16 protein-coding genes are annotated in these 16,137 nt (G+C 67.0%); 6 read left to right on the top strand and 10 right to left on the bottom strand.

Annotated features, from left to right (window positions below; translation table 11 throughout):
* Positions 1-48: 48 nt before the first annotated feature.
* The 5 genes from PARN5_RS23410 to PARN5_RS0108095 all read right to left on the bottom strand — a co-directional run bounded on the left by PARN5_RS23410 (position 49) and on the right by PARN5_RS0108095 (position 5,903).
* Positions 49-1,149, bottom strand: a complete 1,101-nt coding sequence (locus tag PARN5_RS23410) for a flagellar basal body P-ring protein FlgI (RefSeq protein ID WP_081614948.1) — start codon at positions 1,147-1,149, stop codon at positions 49-51.
* Positions 1,146-2,165 (bottom strand): flagellin, encoded by a 1,020-nt coding sequence (locus PARN5_RS0108110; protein ID WP_017999276.1) that lies wholly within the window; start codon positions 2,163-2,165, stop codon positions 1,146-1,148. The genes PARN5_RS23410 and PARN5_RS0108110 overlap by 4 nt, the downstream gene beginning before the upstream one ends.
* Positions 2,162-3,619, bottom strand: coding sequence for a flagellar hook-associated protein FlgK (gene flgK / locus PARN5_RS0108105; protein WP_026155275.1), 1,458 nt, complete (start codon positions 3,617-3,619; stop codon positions 2,162-2,164). Before flgK ends, PARN5_RS0108110 begins: the two co-directional genes overlap by 4 nt.
* A gap of 57 nt (positions 3,620-3,676) precedes the next feature.
* Positions 3,677-5,017: a flagellar hook protein FlgE gene (locus PARN5_RS0108100; protein WP_017999274.1), complete on the bottom strand. Its 1,341-nt coding sequence runs from the start codon at positions 5,015-5,017 to the stop codon at positions 3,677-3,679.
* 85 nt (positions 5,018-5,102) lie between these two features.
* On the bottom strand, positions 5,103-5,903 hold the full coding sequence (locus PARN5_RS0108095) for a flagellar motor protein MotB (protein ID WP_017999273.1): 801 nt from the start codon (positions 5,901-5,903) through the stop codon (positions 5,103-5,105).
* Between PARN5_RS0108095 and PARN5_RS24125 the strand changes: the two genes are divergently transcribed.
* Genes PARN5_RS24125 through PARN5_RS0108075 form a run of 5 tightly spaced genes read left to right on the top strand, consistent with a single transcriptional unit; the run spans position 5,902 to position 10,213 of the window.
* On the top strand, positions 5,902-6,171 hold the full coding sequence (locus tag PARN5_RS24125) for a hypothetical protein (RefSeq protein WP_157403955.1): 270 nt from the start codon (positions 5,902-5,904) through the stop codon (positions 6,169-6,171). The genes PARN5_RS0108095 and PARN5_RS24125 overlap by 2 nt on opposite strands.
* Complete coding sequence (locus PARN5_RS0108090; RefSeq protein WP_017999272.1) at positions 6,165-6,845, top strand: paraquat-inducible protein A; 681 nt, start codon at positions 6,165-6,167, stop codon at positions 6,843-6,845. Before PARN5_RS24125 ends, PARN5_RS0108090 begins: the two co-directional genes overlap by 7 nt.
* A complete protein-coding gene (locus PARN5_RS0108085) occupies positions 6,842-7,504 on the top strand; it encodes a paraquat-inducible protein A (RefSeq protein ID WP_017999271.1) in 663 nt (220 codons plus the stop codon). Before PARN5_RS0108090 ends, PARN5_RS0108085 begins: the two co-directional genes overlap by 4 nt.
* Complete coding sequence (locus PARN5_RS0108080) at positions 7,501-9,561, top strand: MlaD family protein (protein ID WP_017999270.1); 2,061 nt, start codon at positions 7,501-7,503, stop codon at positions 9,559-9,561. The genes PARN5_RS0108085 and PARN5_RS0108080 overlap by 4 nt, the downstream gene beginning before the upstream one ends.
* A gap of 1 nt (position 9,562) precedes the next feature.
* On the top strand, positions 9,563-10,213 hold the full coding sequence (locus PARN5_RS0108075; protein WP_017999269.1) for a PqiC family protein: 651 nt from the start codon (positions 9,563-9,565) through the stop codon (positions 10,211-10,213).
* A 93-nt stretch (positions 10,214-10,306) separates the two neighbouring features.
* Here PARN5_RS0108075 and PARN5_RS0108070 read toward each other — a convergent pair whose 3' ends face one another.
* The 4 genes from PARN5_RS0108070 to PARN5_RS0108055 all read right to left on the bottom strand — a co-directional run bounded on the left by PARN5_RS0108070 (position 10,307) and on the right by PARN5_RS0108055 (position 14,776).
* Positions 10,307-10,855 (bottom strand): flavin reductase family protein, encoded by a 549-nt coding sequence (locus tag PARN5_RS0108070; protein WP_017999268.1) that lies wholly within the window; start codon positions 10,853-10,855, stop codon positions 10,307-10,309.
* A gap of 69 nt (positions 10,856-10,924) precedes the next feature.
* A complete protein-coding gene (locus PARN5_RS0108065) occupies positions 10,925-11,722 on the bottom strand; it encodes a 3'(2'),5'-bisphosphate nucleotidase CysQ (RefSeq protein WP_017999267.1) in 798 nt (265 codons plus the stop codon).
* Entirely contained in the window at positions 11,709-13,061 is a 1,353-nt protein-coding gene (locus tag PARN5_RS0108060) for a metallopeptidase TldD-related protein (RefSeq protein WP_017999266.1), read from the bottom strand. The genes PARN5_RS0108065 and PARN5_RS0108060 overlap by 14 nt, the downstream gene beginning before the upstream one ends.
* A gap of 92 nt (positions 13,062-13,153) precedes the next feature.
* Positions 13,154-14,776, bottom strand: coding sequence for a DUF2125 domain-containing protein (locus PARN5_RS0108055; RefSeq protein WP_017999265.1), 1,623 nt, complete (start codon positions 14,774-14,776; stop codon positions 13,154-13,156).
* Positions 14,777-14,857: 81 nt separating this feature from the next.
* Between PARN5_RS0108055 and PARN5_RS0108050 the strand changes: the two genes are divergently transcribed.
* The gene (locus PARN5_RS0108050) at positions 14,858-15,475 is read left to right on the top strand and encodes an enoyl-CoA hydratase/isomerase family protein (protein WP_017999264.1); all 618 of its coding nucleotides are present in this window, start codon (positions 14,858-14,860) and stop codon (positions 15,473-15,475) included.
* A gap of 111 nt (positions 15,476-15,586) precedes the next feature.
* On the opposite strand, the gene PARN5_RS0108045 is transcribed toward PARN5_RS0108050, so the two are convergent.
* On the bottom strand, positions 15,587-15,928 hold the full coding sequence (locus PARN5_RS0108045) for a DUF2853 family protein (protein ID WP_017999263.1): 342 nt from the start codon (positions 15,926-15,928) through the stop codon (positions 15,587-15,589).
* Between the last annotated feature and the right edge of the window lie 209 nt (positions 15,929-16,137).

The raw sequence follows: 16,137 nt of genomic DNA, 5'->3' as shown, positions 1-16,137 counted from the left end.
GAGCCAATAGAGCCCGTTCGCATTCCCTTAACCATGGGGATCGTCCTTTTAGTTCACGACAAATTCCGCATGCAATGCCCCCGCCGCATGAATGGCTTTCAGGATATCAATCATGTCTCTTGGCCGAATTCCCAACGCGTTAAGTCCCGCGACAACCTCTGACAAGGACGATTCACCCGATACTTCCGCAAATCCGATACCGGGCTCTTGCGTTATCTCGGCCTGTGTCCGCGGCACAACCACGGTTTCCCCAGGAGCGAACGGATTGGGCTGAGACACGACCGGTGCCTCGCGAACGCGGAGAGTCAGATTGCCTTGTGAAACCGCCACGCGGGAAATCCTGACATCCTCTCCCATGACGATGGTTCCCGATTTGTGATCGATAACGACCCTGGCCGCAGCTTCCGGTTCCACGGTAATATTCTCGATCTGCCCCATAAGGCGCGCGGGATTGACATTGCCCAGAACGGTGGAGTTGATCGAAATAGTTCCAGAATCGACAAGCTCTGCCAGTCCGCGGCCAAGCTTGCGATTTATCGCGGCTTCCACACGTGCAGCCGTTGTAAAGTCCGGATTTCGCAAGGCCAGCCGCAAATTGGTCATCTGCGAAAAGTCGAAAGCTACCTCTCGCTCCACCCTTCCACCCGAGGGTATCGTACCCGTTGTGGGAACGCCTTGAACGACCGAAGCAGCCGCTCCGGAAGCCTCCGCGCCCGCGGCAAGAACAGCCCCTTGAGCGACAGCATAGATTTCACCGTCGGCCGCATTCAGCGGCGTCATCACCAGAGTGCCGCCAAGCAGGCTTTTTGCATCACCGATAGCCGCCACATTGACATCAATCTGGGAACCTGCGCGCGCGAAGGGCGGCAGCGCAGCTGTGACAATCACCGCCGCAACGTTCTTTGGCCGGAACGCTTCGTCGGTGACATTGACACCCAGACGCTCGAGCAATCCGGCCATGATCTCTTCTGTGAATGGCGCGTTCCGCAAGCTGTCGCCCGAACCATTGAGGCCGACGACCAGGCCGTAGCCCACGAGATCGTTTCCCCGCACCCCGTCCACATTCGCGAGATCCTTGATACGGACGGGCGCAGCGACAGCGATTTGTGCAAAGCCAAGGGCCGCCAGAAGGATGAATAGAAATCTCATGACAGGTAATCGGTCAGATTGAGACGCGAGAGACGCGCGGTAAGCGCATATAGGCTTTCGATCTTGGCTTCCACTTCCTCGAGAGCCGTGGCTGTCTCGTAAGGATCGGCATTTATCAGGTTTGATCGGGCGACAGACAGCGCAGTGGCCTCGGCGCCATTTCGGGTCTGCGCTTGCGTGACGGTGGCCTGCCTTTGACCAAGATCGGCAGCGGCGCTGATCAATCCGGTGCTTCCTTTCACCAGCCGTGAACCTGCTTCGGTAAACAGATCCCGCAGCATCGCCCCGTCGACGCCCGTTCCGGCTTCCGAGGCATATGCCATGATGGCCATGCCCTTCAGCGTATCGCGCAATGTCGAAGAGTTTGCGGTCAAACTCATGCTGACCTGGCTGTCGGGGGATACTGCCAAGGAGGTGCTGCCGCTGTCGCTGCCCTGGAATGTGGAGTCCAGGAAGCCGCCTGCACCGGCCGGAGCATCGAACCATGCGTCGATGCGCGCTGCGATATCCGAGGCCGTCGTGGCGCCAGAGACCGCCGTGCCCAAAGCGGACATCATGTCATCAAAGCTGCCGAGCGGCGCCGTATCGGAACGGGATCCGGAAAACAGGTAGCGCCCTGCGACATTGGTGTTCAAGGTGTTGAACATCGAGCGGAAGTTCTGTTCGATGCCACCAAGTTGTGACCGAAGCTGGTTCTCATCCGAGGCCCCGGCCTGGGTGAGCAGGCTTGGTCCAAGATCGTCCACGGTGTCCTTGATGCTTTCCAGCGCAGTCTGCATGGCTTGAAACTGCGCTTGTGCCTCGGAGGCATTCAGCTGAAAGGAACTCAGCATGGCCAGCCGCCCCTCGATATGCGAGATCTTGTGCAGATCTCCGCCCAGCGCTTTGGGGACATCCGTCTTGATGCCCGTCATCATTTCCTGGGTCAGCTGATCAAGCCGGCTTTTCAGCGAGCTTTGACCAAGGCGAAGCTGGAAGGTGCGCGAAAGATCACCGATCGAATTGAAGGATGTCATGTCAACCTCAGAATAGCATCAAGCATGTCGTTTGCGGTCTGGAAGACCTTCGCATTGGCGGAATAGGCTCGCTCCAGCGCCAGGAGACTTTCCATCTCCTTGTCGGTATCCACGCCGTCTGCCAGCAAGGCCGTTTTCAGACTGTTCTGATGCGCGCTGTCCTGCAACGCGGCGGCTTCAGCCTGAATTCGATTGGTGGAGGCAAAGGACGAAAGATGCGCGGCCAAGGTTTGCAAGCTTCGCGATTGTTGGGTCAGGTTTCCCGAGGCGGGCAGCCGCGTTGTCGAAAGGGCGGAGCTCAGGCGGCCCAGCAGGCCGCTATCCCCGGAATCTCCGGAGTTCGCGGCGTTCACGCCGGCACGGATGCGCCATAGATCACCGCCAGCTGCGGGGTCGATGAGCGCGGTTACCGAGATGCGACCGGCAAAGCCAGTTTCATCGGCGGGATCCAAGGCACCTTGCGCATCCGTGAAAATCCCGGGCCCGCCGGCATTCAGGGACGGATCGATCGCCGGATCGGCCAATCTGTCATAGATTTCGCGCGCAAATCCATCGATCTGCTGCTGATATTCGGGCGCGACCTCATCCCGGATGGCGAAATTGGCGCTGATGGTGCCACCGCTGAACATGCTCATCTGCCCGGCGCTCAGTTCCTTGCCATTGAACGTCAGCCTTGCCAGCGCGCCATTGGCCAGAGACATTTGCGGCGTGATGTTTCCGGCACTTTCAAAGCTGATGCTCGCGGGTTCGGTACCGTCAAGCAGGATGGCACCGCCGACGGTGAAAAGCGCGATGCGGCCATTTTCCCGGGGCACCTCCTTGAGAGGCACGATATCCGCGATCCCGTCGATCACCGCCTGCCGGGTGTCCACAAGGGAAGATGCATCCTTGCCTTGCGCCGAAAGGCTGACGATCTGCTTGTTGAACAGGGCGACCTGCTCAAGCGCCGTATTGAGGCGCGCGACATCCTTGCTGATGGCGCTGTCCGCCGCCGTGCGCTCGGCCTGGATGCTTTCGGACATGGTGTTCAGCTTATCAGCCAGGCCGCTGGCGGCCGTCAGCACATTGTCCAGCTGCGTCTCGTTGTCGGGACGAGCGGCCGCGCTGGTCAGGGCGGATTCAAAGGCCGTCAGCATCTGACCCAGCGAGGACGCCTCTTGGCCGGTGCCAAACAGTTGCTCCATGGCGACATGGAAGGCCGATGTCGTTCCCGATGCACCGACATCGGCTTGCGTAAGACGGCTGTCGGCGAGCAACCCGGCGTTCAGAATGCGATCGACACCTGCCACGTTGACGCCGCCGCCACGCTCGGACGGGCGGGATGCAAGCTCGAGTTCGCGCCGGGCATAGCCGGGCGTGAGTGCGTTCGCGATGTTGGAGGACACCAGCTCGGTGCCCCGCGAGACTGCGGTCAGGCCCGAGACGGCATTGGAAATTGCGGACGAAATACTCATGCAACAGCTCCGATTGGCGGTGCGCCGGGGCAAGGCCTTCTTGCCCCGGTGGCGTTATCAGCGTTTCAGGTTGGCGGTTTCCTGCAACATTTCGTCGACCGTCTGGATGACCTTGGCATTCGACGTATAGGCGCGCTGGGTCTGGATAAGGTCGGTCAGTTCGGCCGCCACGTCAGTCGTCGATGCCTCGCGCGCGTAGCCGGCGATCTCTCCGGTCGGACCGTCACCCGAGTTCCACAGATAGAAGGCACCCGAGTCGGGGGAAACCTTGTAGGTCTGGTTGTTCAGCGCGATCAGGCCGTTCGGGTTCGGAACGTCCACCACCGGCACCTGATAAAGGGTGCGGGTGAAGCCGGTGTCATAGGTCGCGCGGATATAGCCATTCTCATCGATTTCAAGCGCGGTCAGGCTGCCGACGGGAGAGCCGTTCTTGGTCGCATTGGCCGGAGAGAAATCCGAAGCCAGCTGCGTGATGCCCTGGCTGGCGCCGTAGCGGCCGAGGTCGATGGTCATGGGGCCGTTCGCACCGGTCACGGTCAGCGTACCGGTGGCCGGATCAAAGGCGCCGCCCGAGCCGGTCGTGACGTTCATCAGCCGGCCGCCGGTGGTCGCGCTGCTGTCGAATTCCAGCGTATAGCTGCCGATGAGCGATTCATCCGCGGCGGTCGCCGGGTCGTCGATGATGGCGGAATCGCGCACCTCCATCGTCCAGCTGTTCGACCGGCTGCCCGTGGTGCCCGAAACATCCGGGGTGAAGGTGAAGATCATCTGTTCGGAATTGCCGAGGTTGCCGAAGTATTCGACATTCATCTCATGCGCGTCGCCCGTGGCGCCGCCGACCGCAGCATTGGCCGGCAGGTTGATGCCCAGGGTGATGCGCGTGGTGGGATCGGCGGCGGTCTGGCTGCCGTCGATGCGGATCGGTTGCAGCCCGATCGCGGAATCGCGGGGCTGCGCCGGGATCGTGCCGTCGGCATTCGCCGGCCAGCCCATCAGCACCAGGCCGGAGTTGGTGCGCAGATAGCCCTGGTCGTCGGTGTCGAACGAGCCGGTGGTGGTCATCATCAGGTCGCGCGGCGTGCTGTAGCCCGAGGCCACCGCGGAGGAGGTGACGACCGGCAGCATGCCGCGGCCGGTGATGGCGATGTCCAGCGCGTTCGAGGTGGTGACCAGGTTGCCGCGCTGGTTGACGTCGCGCGAGGTGGCAGCGCGCACGCCGCCGGCGGTGTAAAGACCGCCGCCCCGACCCTGGTTGATCACCATGCTTTCGAATTCGGTATCCACGCGCTTGTAGCCGTAGGTGCCCGAGTTCGCGATATTGTCCGAGATATTGGCCAGCCGGGTCGAGTTGGCGGCCAGGCCGGAAACCCCGGCGCTGAGGGCGGAAGAGATGGACATTCTGCAGTCATCCTGTCTGAGTCGTTCCTGGGAATTCTGCCGGAGAGGGATTAACAGCGCCCTAATGCGCCCCGGCCAGCGGCGGTCATCTGAGTAAAATCACTTCGATCCGGTTGTTGTTCGGATCCATCGGGTTGACCGAGCGGTTGCGGCGGTCGGCATAGGCGGTCACACGCTGGATGCGGGTGCTGTCGAAGCCGGTCCCCTCGAGCAGGTTGCGCAGCGCATGGGCGCGGGCATCGGAGAGCGCCCAGACCGGCGACTGGATCAGCATCTCGGGGTAAGCGCGCACATGGCCGGTCAGCGCGATCTCGTTCTTCACCCGCTGCAGCACGCTGGACAGCACCTCGGCCAGTTCCTTCATCGCCGGGGTGGGCTGGGCGCTGTCGCCGACGAACAGCGGCTCGTCCATCAGGTCGGTCAGCTCGATCACCAGCCCCTCGTCGGTCATGCGGGTGACGACATGGCGCAAGAGATTGACCTTCTGCATCGATTCGGCGCCGCTGCCGGTCAGCTGGTTCTGGATGCTGCGGGCCACTTCTTCGAAGCCGGCCTGCTGCCCCTCGCGCGCCTGGGCCATCAGCTGGTCGCGCGAGGCGCCGGCGCCCTTGCTGCTGTTGGTGTCGGAATCCTGCACCTCGCCGCCGAAGGGGCCGTCGCTGCCGCTGGCCGGCGACTGCACGATGGTGGGGTTGAAGTAATCCGCCAGGCCCTGGCGCTGCTTTTCCGTGGTGGCATTCAAAAGCCACATCAGCAGGAAGAAGGCCATCATCGCGGTCACGAAATCCGCATAGGCGACTTTCCAGGCGCCGCCGTGATGACCGGCTTCGCCCCCGCCCTGCACCCGCTTGATGATGATCGGGGCGCCGCCCCCGTTGCCGGCCATGGCCAAACCTTTCCTGTATCCTGCCTCCAAGCTCTATGCGCGGCGCGCTAATATCCAGTTAACGGCTCAAATGCGCCGCATTTCCCGCCGCCGGGGCAATGCGGATCACGCCATGAAATTGGGCAACACAATGGAAATGAAAGAATTTCCAGGGCGCTGCGCTCGACCGGCCTTCGCAGGCTGCCCGCGCATCAAACTCTTCTGCAAGGCGAATCGGACGCCGCATCTTGCGCCGGCCCCCGGCCCCGATATTCTGGCCGGATGTTGACCGAGGGCGCATATGACCTGACCACCGGCGCTGGGCTGATCGCCTGCCCGCGCTGCGATGCGCTGCATGTCGAGCGCGAGCTGGAACCCGGCGAGACCGCGCGCTGCGTGCGCTGCAACACCGTGCTCGCCAGCCCGCGTGCCGGTGCCTTCACCCGGATCATCGCGCTGTCCTTTACCTCGCTGGTGCTGATGGTGGGGGCGGTGTTCTTTCCCTTCCTGGAAATCTCGCGCATGGGCTTCGGCAACCAGACCTCGCTTTTCGGGGTGGCGCTGGCCTTTTCCCATGGCGCGCTGATGCCGCTGACCGTGGCGCTGCTGGGCTCGATCGTCGGGTTGCCGGTGCTGCGGGCGGTGCTGCTGGTCTATACGCTCTTGCCGCTCAGCCGGAATCGCCGGCCCTTTGCCCATGCCGTGCCCGCCTTTCGCCTGTCCGAGGCGCTGCGGCCCTGGTCCATGGCCGAGATCTTCGTCATCGGCACCGCAGTCGCGCTGGTCAAGGTCGGGGGCCTGGCCAATATCAGCTTCGGCCCGGCCTTCTGGGCCTTCTGCGCGCTGATCCTGGTCAATGCCGCCAGCAATGCCTTTACCAGCGCCGCCACGATCTGGGATGCGATCGAGGACGCGGGCCTGGCCACCGACGGGCGCGAGATCGTGCCGGAGCATCGCGCGTGACCCTGCCGCAGGACCAGCACGCCCCGGTGATGACCGCCCATCGCGCCGGGCTGGCCGGCTGCCGCGGCTGCGGCCGGGTCTGGCCGGAATCCGAGACCATTTGCGCCCGCTGCGGCGGCGCGCTGGTGCCGCCCGACCGGCGCTGCCTGAACGCGGTCTGGGCCTGGCTGGCCGCGGGATTCATCTTCTACATCCCCGCGAACCTGTTCCCGATGCTCAAGACCTCGGTCTTCGGCGGGCTGAGGGGCAGCAGCGAATCGACCATCCTGGGCGGCGTGGTCGAGCTGATCCACTATGGCAATTACTGGGTCGCGGCGGTGATCTTCGTCGCCTCGATCGTGGTGCCGCTGGGCAAGTTCATCGCGATCAGCTGGCTGGCGCTGGTGGCGGGCCGGCCGGCGACGGTCAGGGCGGCGCACAAGCGGCTGGTGCTCTACGAGATCGTCGAATTCATCGGCCGCTGGTCGATGATCGACGTCTTCGTGGTCGCGATCCTGTCGGCGCTGGTGCAGCTGGGCTTCGTCGCCTCGATCCATCCCGGGCCGGCGGCGGTGTCATTCGCGCTGTCGGTTGCCTTCACCATGCTTTCCGCGCAAAGCTTCGACCCTCGACTGATCTGGCGCGGCCTGCCGCTGCGCAGCCGCAAGGACCCGGAATGACGGATACGCCGCCGCCCAAGGACAGCCCCCTGAAACCCGCCGAACCTGCCCGCAAGCCCGCCGCCCGCGCGGTCCGGGCCGGGCTGCCGCTGATCTGGCTGGTGCCGATCATCGCGCTGGTCGTCACCCTGGGCGTCGGCTGGAACATGATCGCCGGCCGCGGCACGCTGATCTCGGTCGCCTTCAAGGACGCGACCGGCATCACCCCCGGCGAAACCGCGCTGAAATTCCGCGAGATCACCGTCGGCAAGGTCGAATCCGTGCGCTTTACCGAGGACCTGCAACAGGTCAAGGTCGAGATGCGGGTCGACAAGGACCTGGCGCCCTATATCGACAAGGATGCGCAGTTCTGGATCGTGCGGCCGCAGGTCTCGGCCCAGGGCATCTCGCGGCTCGACACCGTGCTGACCGGGTCTTTCGTCGAGGGCTACTGGGACGACAAGGTCGACCAGCCGCAGACCGAGTTCAAGGGCCTCGACAAGCCGCCGCTGACCAGCTTCGGCGAAAAGGGCACCTGGATCATGCTTTCGGCCGAACGCTCGCGCGGGATGACCGAGGGCGCGCCGGTGCTGTTCCGCGGCCTGCCGGTCGGGCAGATGCAGAACCTGCGCCTGGCCGAGAATGACGAGGGCGTGCTGACCGATGTCTTCATCGCCGCACCCTATGACAAGCTCCTGACCACCCGCACCGTGTTCTGGGACACCTCGGGCTTCTCGGTCTCGCTGGGGGCGCAGGGGCTGTCGCTGAACGTGAATTCGCTGGCCTCGGTGCTGCAGGGCGGGGCGGAATTCGCCACGCTGAACTCGGGCGGCGCACCGGTCGAGGACGGCCATGTCTTCTCGCTGCAGCCCGACCAGGCCTCGGCCGAGGCCAATCTCTTCGACGACCAGGGCCAGGCGCTGCGCCTGACCATGCTGGTCGATGAATCGGTCAGCGGGCTGGAAACCGGCGCCAATGTCCAGTTCATGGGCCTGACCGTCGGCCGCGTCACCAGCCTCGCGGCGCGCACGGCCAAGGACGACCAGGGCCAGGACCATGTGGAACAGGAAGTGACGCTGGCCCTGACCCCCGAGCGCCTGGGCCTGCCGGCGGGCTCGACGCCCGAACAGGCGCTGGACTTCATCGACGGCCAGGTCCGCCAGGGGCTGCGCGCCCGCCTGGCCAGCGCCGGCTTCTTCGGCACCTCGCTGGAGGTCGAGCTGGTCGCGCTGCCCGACGCCGCGCCGGCGGAACTGGACCGCGACGCGCAGCCGAATCCGGTCATCCCCTCGGCGCCGGGCGACATCTCGGATTTCACCGGCACGGCGCAGGGCTTCCTGGCCCGGGTCGGCAACCTGCCGATCGAGGAGGTGCTGAAATCCGCCAGCGACATGATGAACTCGGTCACCGCCATCGCCAGCAGCGAGGACACCCGCGCCATCCCCGCCGCGCTGCGCGGCACGCTGGAGAACGCCGGGTCCGCCGCCGAGGAAATCAAAAGCGCCACCGCCGAGCTGCGCGAATCCGGCGCCCTGACGCAGATCCGCGGCATGGTGGACGAGGCCCAGGCCGCGGCCGAGGCGGTCAAGCTCGCCGCCGCCGACGTGCCGCAGATGGTCGACCAGATCGACGCCGCCGCCGCCAAGGTCGAGGCGGTGGACTTCGCCGCCATCGGCACCGAGGCCGAGGGCATCCTCGGGGACGTCCGTGCGCTTCTGGGCACCGAGGACGCCGAGCAACTGCCGAAGAACCTGTCCGAGACGCTGAAATCCGCCACCGGCCTCTTGAACGACCTGCGCGACGGCGATGCGGCGGGCAGCCTGAACACGGCGCTGGCCTCGGCCAGCACGGCGGCGCAGGACGTCTCGGACGCGGCCAGGCGCCTGCCGCAGCTCTCGGCCCGGCTCGAGACGCTGGCCGCGCGTGCCGACGCGGTGCTGGCGGCCTATGGCGACCGCTCGAGCTTCAACACCGAAACCATCAACCTGATGCGCGAGATGCGCCGCGCCGCCAATGCCTTCGGCAGCCTCGCGCGCACCATCGAGCGCAACCCGCAAGCCTTCATCCTGGGACGATAAGATGCGCCTGATCCTTGCCTCCGCCGCCTGCCTCGCCCTGCTCGGCGCCTGCTCGAACGGCGAAAAGACCGCTCGCTACCTGATCGACCCGCCCGACAGCGGCCAGCGCGTCGCCGACCGGCTGGGCACGGCGGAGTTGAAGGACGTGTCGCTGCCGGACTATGCCGCGGGCGACGAGGTCAGCTGGCAGACGGCGGACGGCGCCGTGCGCTCGAACACGAAACAGCTCTGGGCCGACGATCCGCAGCGCGCCTTCACGCTGACGCTGGCGCGGACGATCTCGGACATCTCGGGCGCGACGGTGATCGCCGAACCCTGGCCGCTGTCGGAACCGCCGCGCCGCACGCTGGAGGTGCGGGTGGAAAAGGCGCTGGCCCTGGCCGACGGCAGCTATCGCCTGTCGGGCCGCTATTTCGTCGGCGATTCCGCCGCCGGCGGCGCCAACCAGGCGCGCAGCTTCGACATCAGGATCCCCCTGGCCGACGCGGGCCCCGCCGCCATCGCCCGCGCCCAATCCCAGGCCATCGCGCAGCTCGCCGGCCAGATCGCCACGCTCTCGGGTCCAGGCCGGTCGATCCGCACCAGCAGCGCGCCCATGCCCCGCATCGATGACATCTTCTCGCAGCCGCTGCCGCCGCTGGAAGGCAGCTGATCGCCTTCACTGTTTCGAAAATACCCCGGGGGAACGTCTTGCGTGCCCCATCGAGGGGCGCGCAAGACGTGGGGGCAGAGCCCCCCTTGCGCCTCAGCCGCCCTGGTCGGGTTCGAACTGCCCGAAACGGCCGGCGGCAAAGACCAGTGGATGGTCGCCCGGCCCCGCCACCGTCACCCGCAGCACCCGGCCGATCAGCACGGAATGGTCGCCCGCCTCATGCGCGGCATGGCCGGCGCAATCGAAACGCGCCGCGACCCCCGGCATCACCGGCACGCCCTCGGGCGTCAGCACCGGCTCCAGCCCCTGGAACTGCCGCCCGCCCTTGGTGAAGCGCAGGCAGGTTTCCAGCTGCTCCGAGCCCAGCACATGCACCGACCAATGCGCCGCCTGCGCGAAGACATCGTGCCGGGTCGAGGCCCGGGCCGGGCACCACATCACCAAGGGCGGCTCCAGCGAGACGCTGGCGAAGCTGTTCACGGTCATGCCCACCGGCCCCAGCGAGCCGGCGGTGGTCACAACCGTCACCCCGGTCGCATAGCGGCCCAGCGCCTCGCGCAGCAGCCGGGCCTCGGCATTGGCGGGCTGGAAGGTGATCTCGTCGGCCAGCCGGTCGCGGGCTGCGGGGGGAAGGCGGCTCATGACTGGCCCTATCTGCGGGATAAGGCCGTCAGGCCCTTGCCCTCTTCTTAGCCGCGACGCGGCATGGCATCAAGTTGGCTCGCCCGGCGCGGTGAAGGGCGTCATGGCGCGCAGCATCGCGCCATGCAGCGCCGGCCCGGCCACCACCAGCCCCGGCGTCAGGGCCTCGGGCGTGTTGAAGCGCATCGGCGCCCCGGCCAGGTCGCTGACCCGGCAGCCGGCGGCCTGCGCGATCAGGCTGCCGGCCGCCACGTCCCATTCCCAGGCCGGCCGGACCGACAGCGTCGCGTCGAACTGCCCATCCGCCACCAGGCAGAAGCGCCAGGCGAGCGACGGCCGGAACACCCGGCGCAGCGGCGGCGCCACGCCGCGCCAGTGCCGGGGGTCAAGGCCGGGCTTGCCGGTCAGCACCCGCGCGTCCTGAAAACCGTGGCTCGAGGCCGCGATGGGCCGGCCGTCGCGCAGGGCCGGACCGCCCTCGGCCGCGGCATAGGTCACGCCCATCGCCGGCAGATGCACCACGCCCGCCACCACCCGCCCGGCCCGCGCCACGGCCAGCGAGACCGAAAAGCCCTGCTGCCCGTCGATGAAGGCCCGCGTGCCGTCGATCGGATCGACGATGAAGCAATGCTCGGCCGCCAGCCGCTCGGGCGTGTCGGCGCTTTCCTCGCTGAGCCAGCCATAATTCGGCCGCGCTTGGCGCAGCACGGCTTCCAGATGGGCATTGACCGCCAGGTCGGCCTCGGTCACCGGGCCGGCGCCCTCGGGCTTGTCCCAGGCCTGCGGCGCCTGCCGCCAGAAGCGCAGCGCGATCTCGCCGGCCTCGACGGCGGCCTGCTCCAGCAGCGCCAGATCACGCGCCGGCAAGGGTCATCCCTTCGACCAGCAGGCTGGGCACCCGCATGCCGCGCCAGTCCGGCAGGTCATTCGCCGCCGTCAGCCGCAAGAGCATGTCGCGCAGGTTGCCGGCGATGGTGCATTCATTCACCGGATAGGCGATCTCGCCGTTCTCGACCCAGAAGCCGCCGGCGCCGCGCGAATAATCCCCGGTGGTGCCGTTGATCGAGGCGCCCAGCATCGAGGTCACCAGCAGCCCGCGCCCCATCTCGCGGATCAGCGCGTCGCGGGTCTGCTCGCCCGGGGTCAGTTCCAGGTTCGTGACCCCGGGCGAGGGCGGGCTGCCGGCGCCGCGCATGGCATTGGCGGTCGAGGGCATCCCGAGCTTGCGTCCCGTGGCCAGGTCCAGCGTCCAGCCCTGCAGCACGCCGTCCCTGACCAGCAGGCGCGGCGCCGTGGCCAGCCCCTCGGCATCGAAGATGCGCGAGCTGCCGTGGCGTGGCAGATGCGGGTTTTCCAAGAGGTCGAAGCCCTTGGGCAGCACCTGCTCGCCCAGGGCGTCGCGCAGCCAGCTGCCGCCGCGGGCGATGGCGGCCCCGTTCGCGGCGCCGACCAGATGGCCGATCAGCCCGCCCGCCACGCGCTCGTCGTAAAGGATCGGGAAGGCGCCGGTCGGCGGCTTTCGCGCACCGCGCCGCGCCACCGTGCGCTCGGCCGCGAGCCGGCCGATCTCTTCGGGCGCGGGCATGTCGGCGGCATGGACCCGGCTTTCCCCGGCCCAGTCACGCTCCATCCCCAGGCCCTCGCCGGTGATGACGACGGCGGAAAGCCCGTGGCCGCTGCGGCCGTAGCCGGCGGAGAACCCGTTCGAGCCGGAAATCCACATCCGCCGCCGCGAATGGTTGGCGCTGGCGGATTCGATCTGTGACACGCCCTCGACCGCCAGCGCGGCGGCCTCGGCGCGCAGCGCCAGCTCTTGCAGCACCTCGGGGCTGGGCTCGGGCCCGGGGTCGAAGAGTTCCAACCGGCTGCTGTCGGTGTCGCGGGCCAGCTGGCCCGGCTCGGCCAGGCCCAGGGTGTCGTCGACCGGCGCCTCGCGCGCCATGGCGACGGCGCGGGCCGCCATCTCGGCGATGGTCCGCTCGGAACGGTCCGAGGCCGAGACGCAGGCCTGCCGTCCGCCGATCAGCACGCGCAGCCCGATCTCGACGCCTTCGGCGCGCTCGGCATGTTCCAGCCGGCCGCCGCGCACGTCGACCGAAACCGCCGCCGCCTCCAGCGCCACGGCATCGGCCTGGTCGGCGCCGGCCTGCCGGGCGGCCGAGAGCAGCCGGTCGGTCAGCGCCTGAAGCTGCGAGAATTCGGACATGCGTTCACCCTTCATATGTGCCGGGGGCCGGGACGACTGCCCGGCCCCCGCAATTCCGTCCCGAGACGCGGCCGCCAGCGCCGCGCCGCCGCTTACTTCATCTGCTGGCCGTTGACGAAGATCGAGCCGCCTTCCTTGAATTCGACCTTGCTGACCAGCTTGTCCTCGCCCTCGGCTTCGGGCTTGGCGAACATGGCAAGCATCATGCGCACGCCCATGATCTGGTCCTCGGGGATCAGGCCCATGGTGCCCAGCTTGTCGATCAGCCCGTTCAGCCCCTCGGCATGGGCGTCGATCTGGCCGATGGGCGCGGTCATGTCGCCGTTTTCCGGCGCCTTCAGCGCACCCTCGGCGGTGACCTTGGCGCCCAGCGCGTTCAGCGCGAACTGGTTGATCGCCAGGTCGACGGGGACAAAGGGCTGTTCGGCCGCGGCATCCGCTTCGGCATCAGCCTCGGCCGTGGCCTCGGCACCGTCGGCCGGGGCGGCGTCCGCCATGCCCTCGGCGGTGGCGTCGTCGGTCGCATCGGCCGGGGCGGTCGCGTCATCGGCTGCGGCGTCATCCGCGGCGGTCTGGTCGAACAGATCCTTGGTCACCCTGGCGGTGCCGGTCACGTCGATGTCCAGCGAGGCCGGATCGCGCGGCAGCTGGCCCTGGGCGTCGAACAGGTTCCAGATCGCATCGCCCAGCGTCAGCCCGGCCAGCGAATAGGCGAACTTGAACGGCTGCGCCTCGTCCGACTGCATCACCGGCATCTGCATGTCGAAGCTGCCGCTTTCGATGGCATAGTTGATCGGGAAGGGCACGTCGCTGGTGGTCAGCTCGAAACGGCCCGCGTCCGAACCGGCCTGATAGGACAGGCCGTCCTGCGACAGCGCGAAGCTCAGATCGAAGCCCTTGCCGTCGTATTTGCCGGCGCCGGTCTGCGGCTGGCCCTCGTCGCCGGTGCCGGCGAAATCGAAGCTGGCGGCCAGCGCGCCGGCCTTGACGGTGCCGCTCATGGCAAGCCCGGCCTTCAGCGCGGCATTCATGTCCTCTTCCGGCTTCACGCCCTGCGGCAGCGCCATCTCGCCCAGGATCTCGGCCCCGTCCAGCGTGCCGTCGAACTTGACCTTCTCGCCCTCGGTCTCGGGGATGTCGCCGCTGAAGGTGATCTGGCCGGATTTCATCGCATAGTCGTATTTCGCCGGCGCGCCGGCGACGACATGGAAGGTGCCGGTGGAATCGGCCAAGCCCAGCTTGATCGGCAGCGGCTTTTCCGTGTCGCCCGATTTCATCGTGGTCAGCGTCAGGTCGATCTGCGGATAGTCGAAGGCATGCGTCATGTCCTCGGCCGCGCCCGAGGTCACGATCCTGTTGCCCGGCATGGCGACGGCAAAGGGCACCTCATAGGCCTCGCCGGCCTCGGTCTTGCCGGTGGCAAGCCCGGTGATCGTCTCGGCAAAGACCGTCGTGACCTTGCCGTCGTCGCCGGTCAGCGCGATCTGCGGCACGGTCATGCTGACGCGGCTGTCCTCGGGGCCGCCGGTGAACTCGACATCCGAAAGCGTCAGCGTCTCGCCGGCGGTGTCCTGCTTGCCGGGGGTGACGGTATAGCCCATCGACTGATAGTAATCGAGCCAGGACTGCCAGACCTGTTCCGGGGTCACATCGGCGAAAGCCGGCGCGGTCATCGCGGCCAGTGCCAGCGCAGAGCTTGTCAGTCGCAGGTTCATGTCATTACCTTCCGGCGAGTATGCATAAGAAACGTCTGCGGGGTTTTGCCACAGCCGGCGGGCGGCTCCAAGGAGGGATTGATGATCGCAAGGGAATTCGCAGGCGGAATCGGCCGCATCACCATCGCGCGGCCGGACAAGGCCAATTCGCTGACCGCCGAGATGCTGGCCGCGCTGACCGAGGCTTTCGAGGCGCTGGCCGCCGAGCCGGGCCTGCGCGCGGTGATCCTGACCGGCGCCGGCAAGGTGTTCTCGGCCGGCGCCGATCTCGAGGCTGCGCGCGCCGGCCTGGCGCTGTCGCCGGAATGGGAGCGGCTGTCGTCCCGCATCGCCGCGATGCCCTGCCTGACCATCGCGGCGCTGAACGGCACCGTGGCCGGCGGCGCCATGGGCATGGTGCTGGCCTGCGACCTGCGGCTGGCGGTGCCGGATGCGAAATTCTTCTATCCCGTCATGCGCTTGGGCTTCCTGCCCCAACCCAGCGACCCGGTGCGGCTGCGCGCGCTGATCGGTCCGTCGCGGGCCCGCATGATCCTGATGGCCGGACAGAAGATCCCCGCCGACGAGGCGCTGGCCTGGGGGCTGGTCGACCGGCTGGTCGCGCCCGAGGCCCTGCTGGCCGAGGCCGAGGCGCTGGCCGGCGACGTGCTGGCCGCCAGCGCCGAACAGGTCGCGGCGATCAAGCGCATGCTGGACTGAACGCGTGCGGCCCCGCGGCGCGCACCCTTTGCGCCGCAGGGCCGCGCCCGGTCAAATGCGCGTGATCTGCGACCTTGGGCCGCAGTCGGCCATCAGGCTCGGGCGCCCGGATCAGCCATAGGCGGCCTGTTTGCCGAAATGCGTGCACAGCATGTAATAGATCACCGCGCGATACTTGTTGCGGTTGGAACTGCCGTATTTCGCCACCACGTCCTGGATCGCCGCCATCAGCTCGGGCCCGTCGGGCAGGCCCAGTTTCTTGACCAGGTAATTGGTCTTGATGCGCTCCAGTTCCGACTTGTCCGAGGCCGCCACGGTCTCGGCATCGGCGTCATAGATCGAGGGGCCGCAGCCGATCACCACCTTGGCCAGCAGATCGGCATCGGCCGTGACGCCCAGCTTGTCCTTCAGATCGGCGGCATATTTGGCGATCAGGTCGTCGCGCTTGCTCATGCTCTGTCCCTTCCGGATTTGTCCCTGTGCTCGAAAGCCTAGCGCGAGACTGATAAATATCAACTGAAACCCTGCGTTTGCATCCGGTGCCCCGTGATCGGCCAGCCTTGGCGCGCCGGCCCGACAGCATCGGCCGAAACCGGCGCGCGCTGCGTTAGAAAACGCCGCGGCATCCGGTTAGAAGACAGGCAGGCAACGCAGGATACAGG

The sequence above is a fragment of the Paracoccus sp. N5 genome, assembly GCF_000371965.1.
Classification (GTDB): Bacteria; Pseudomonadota; Alphaproteobacteria; order Rhodobacterales; family Rhodobacteraceae; genus Paracoccus.
The sequence above is the reverse complement of the archived record's forward strand: the minus strand, read 5'-3'. Positions and strand labels throughout refer to the sequence as shown.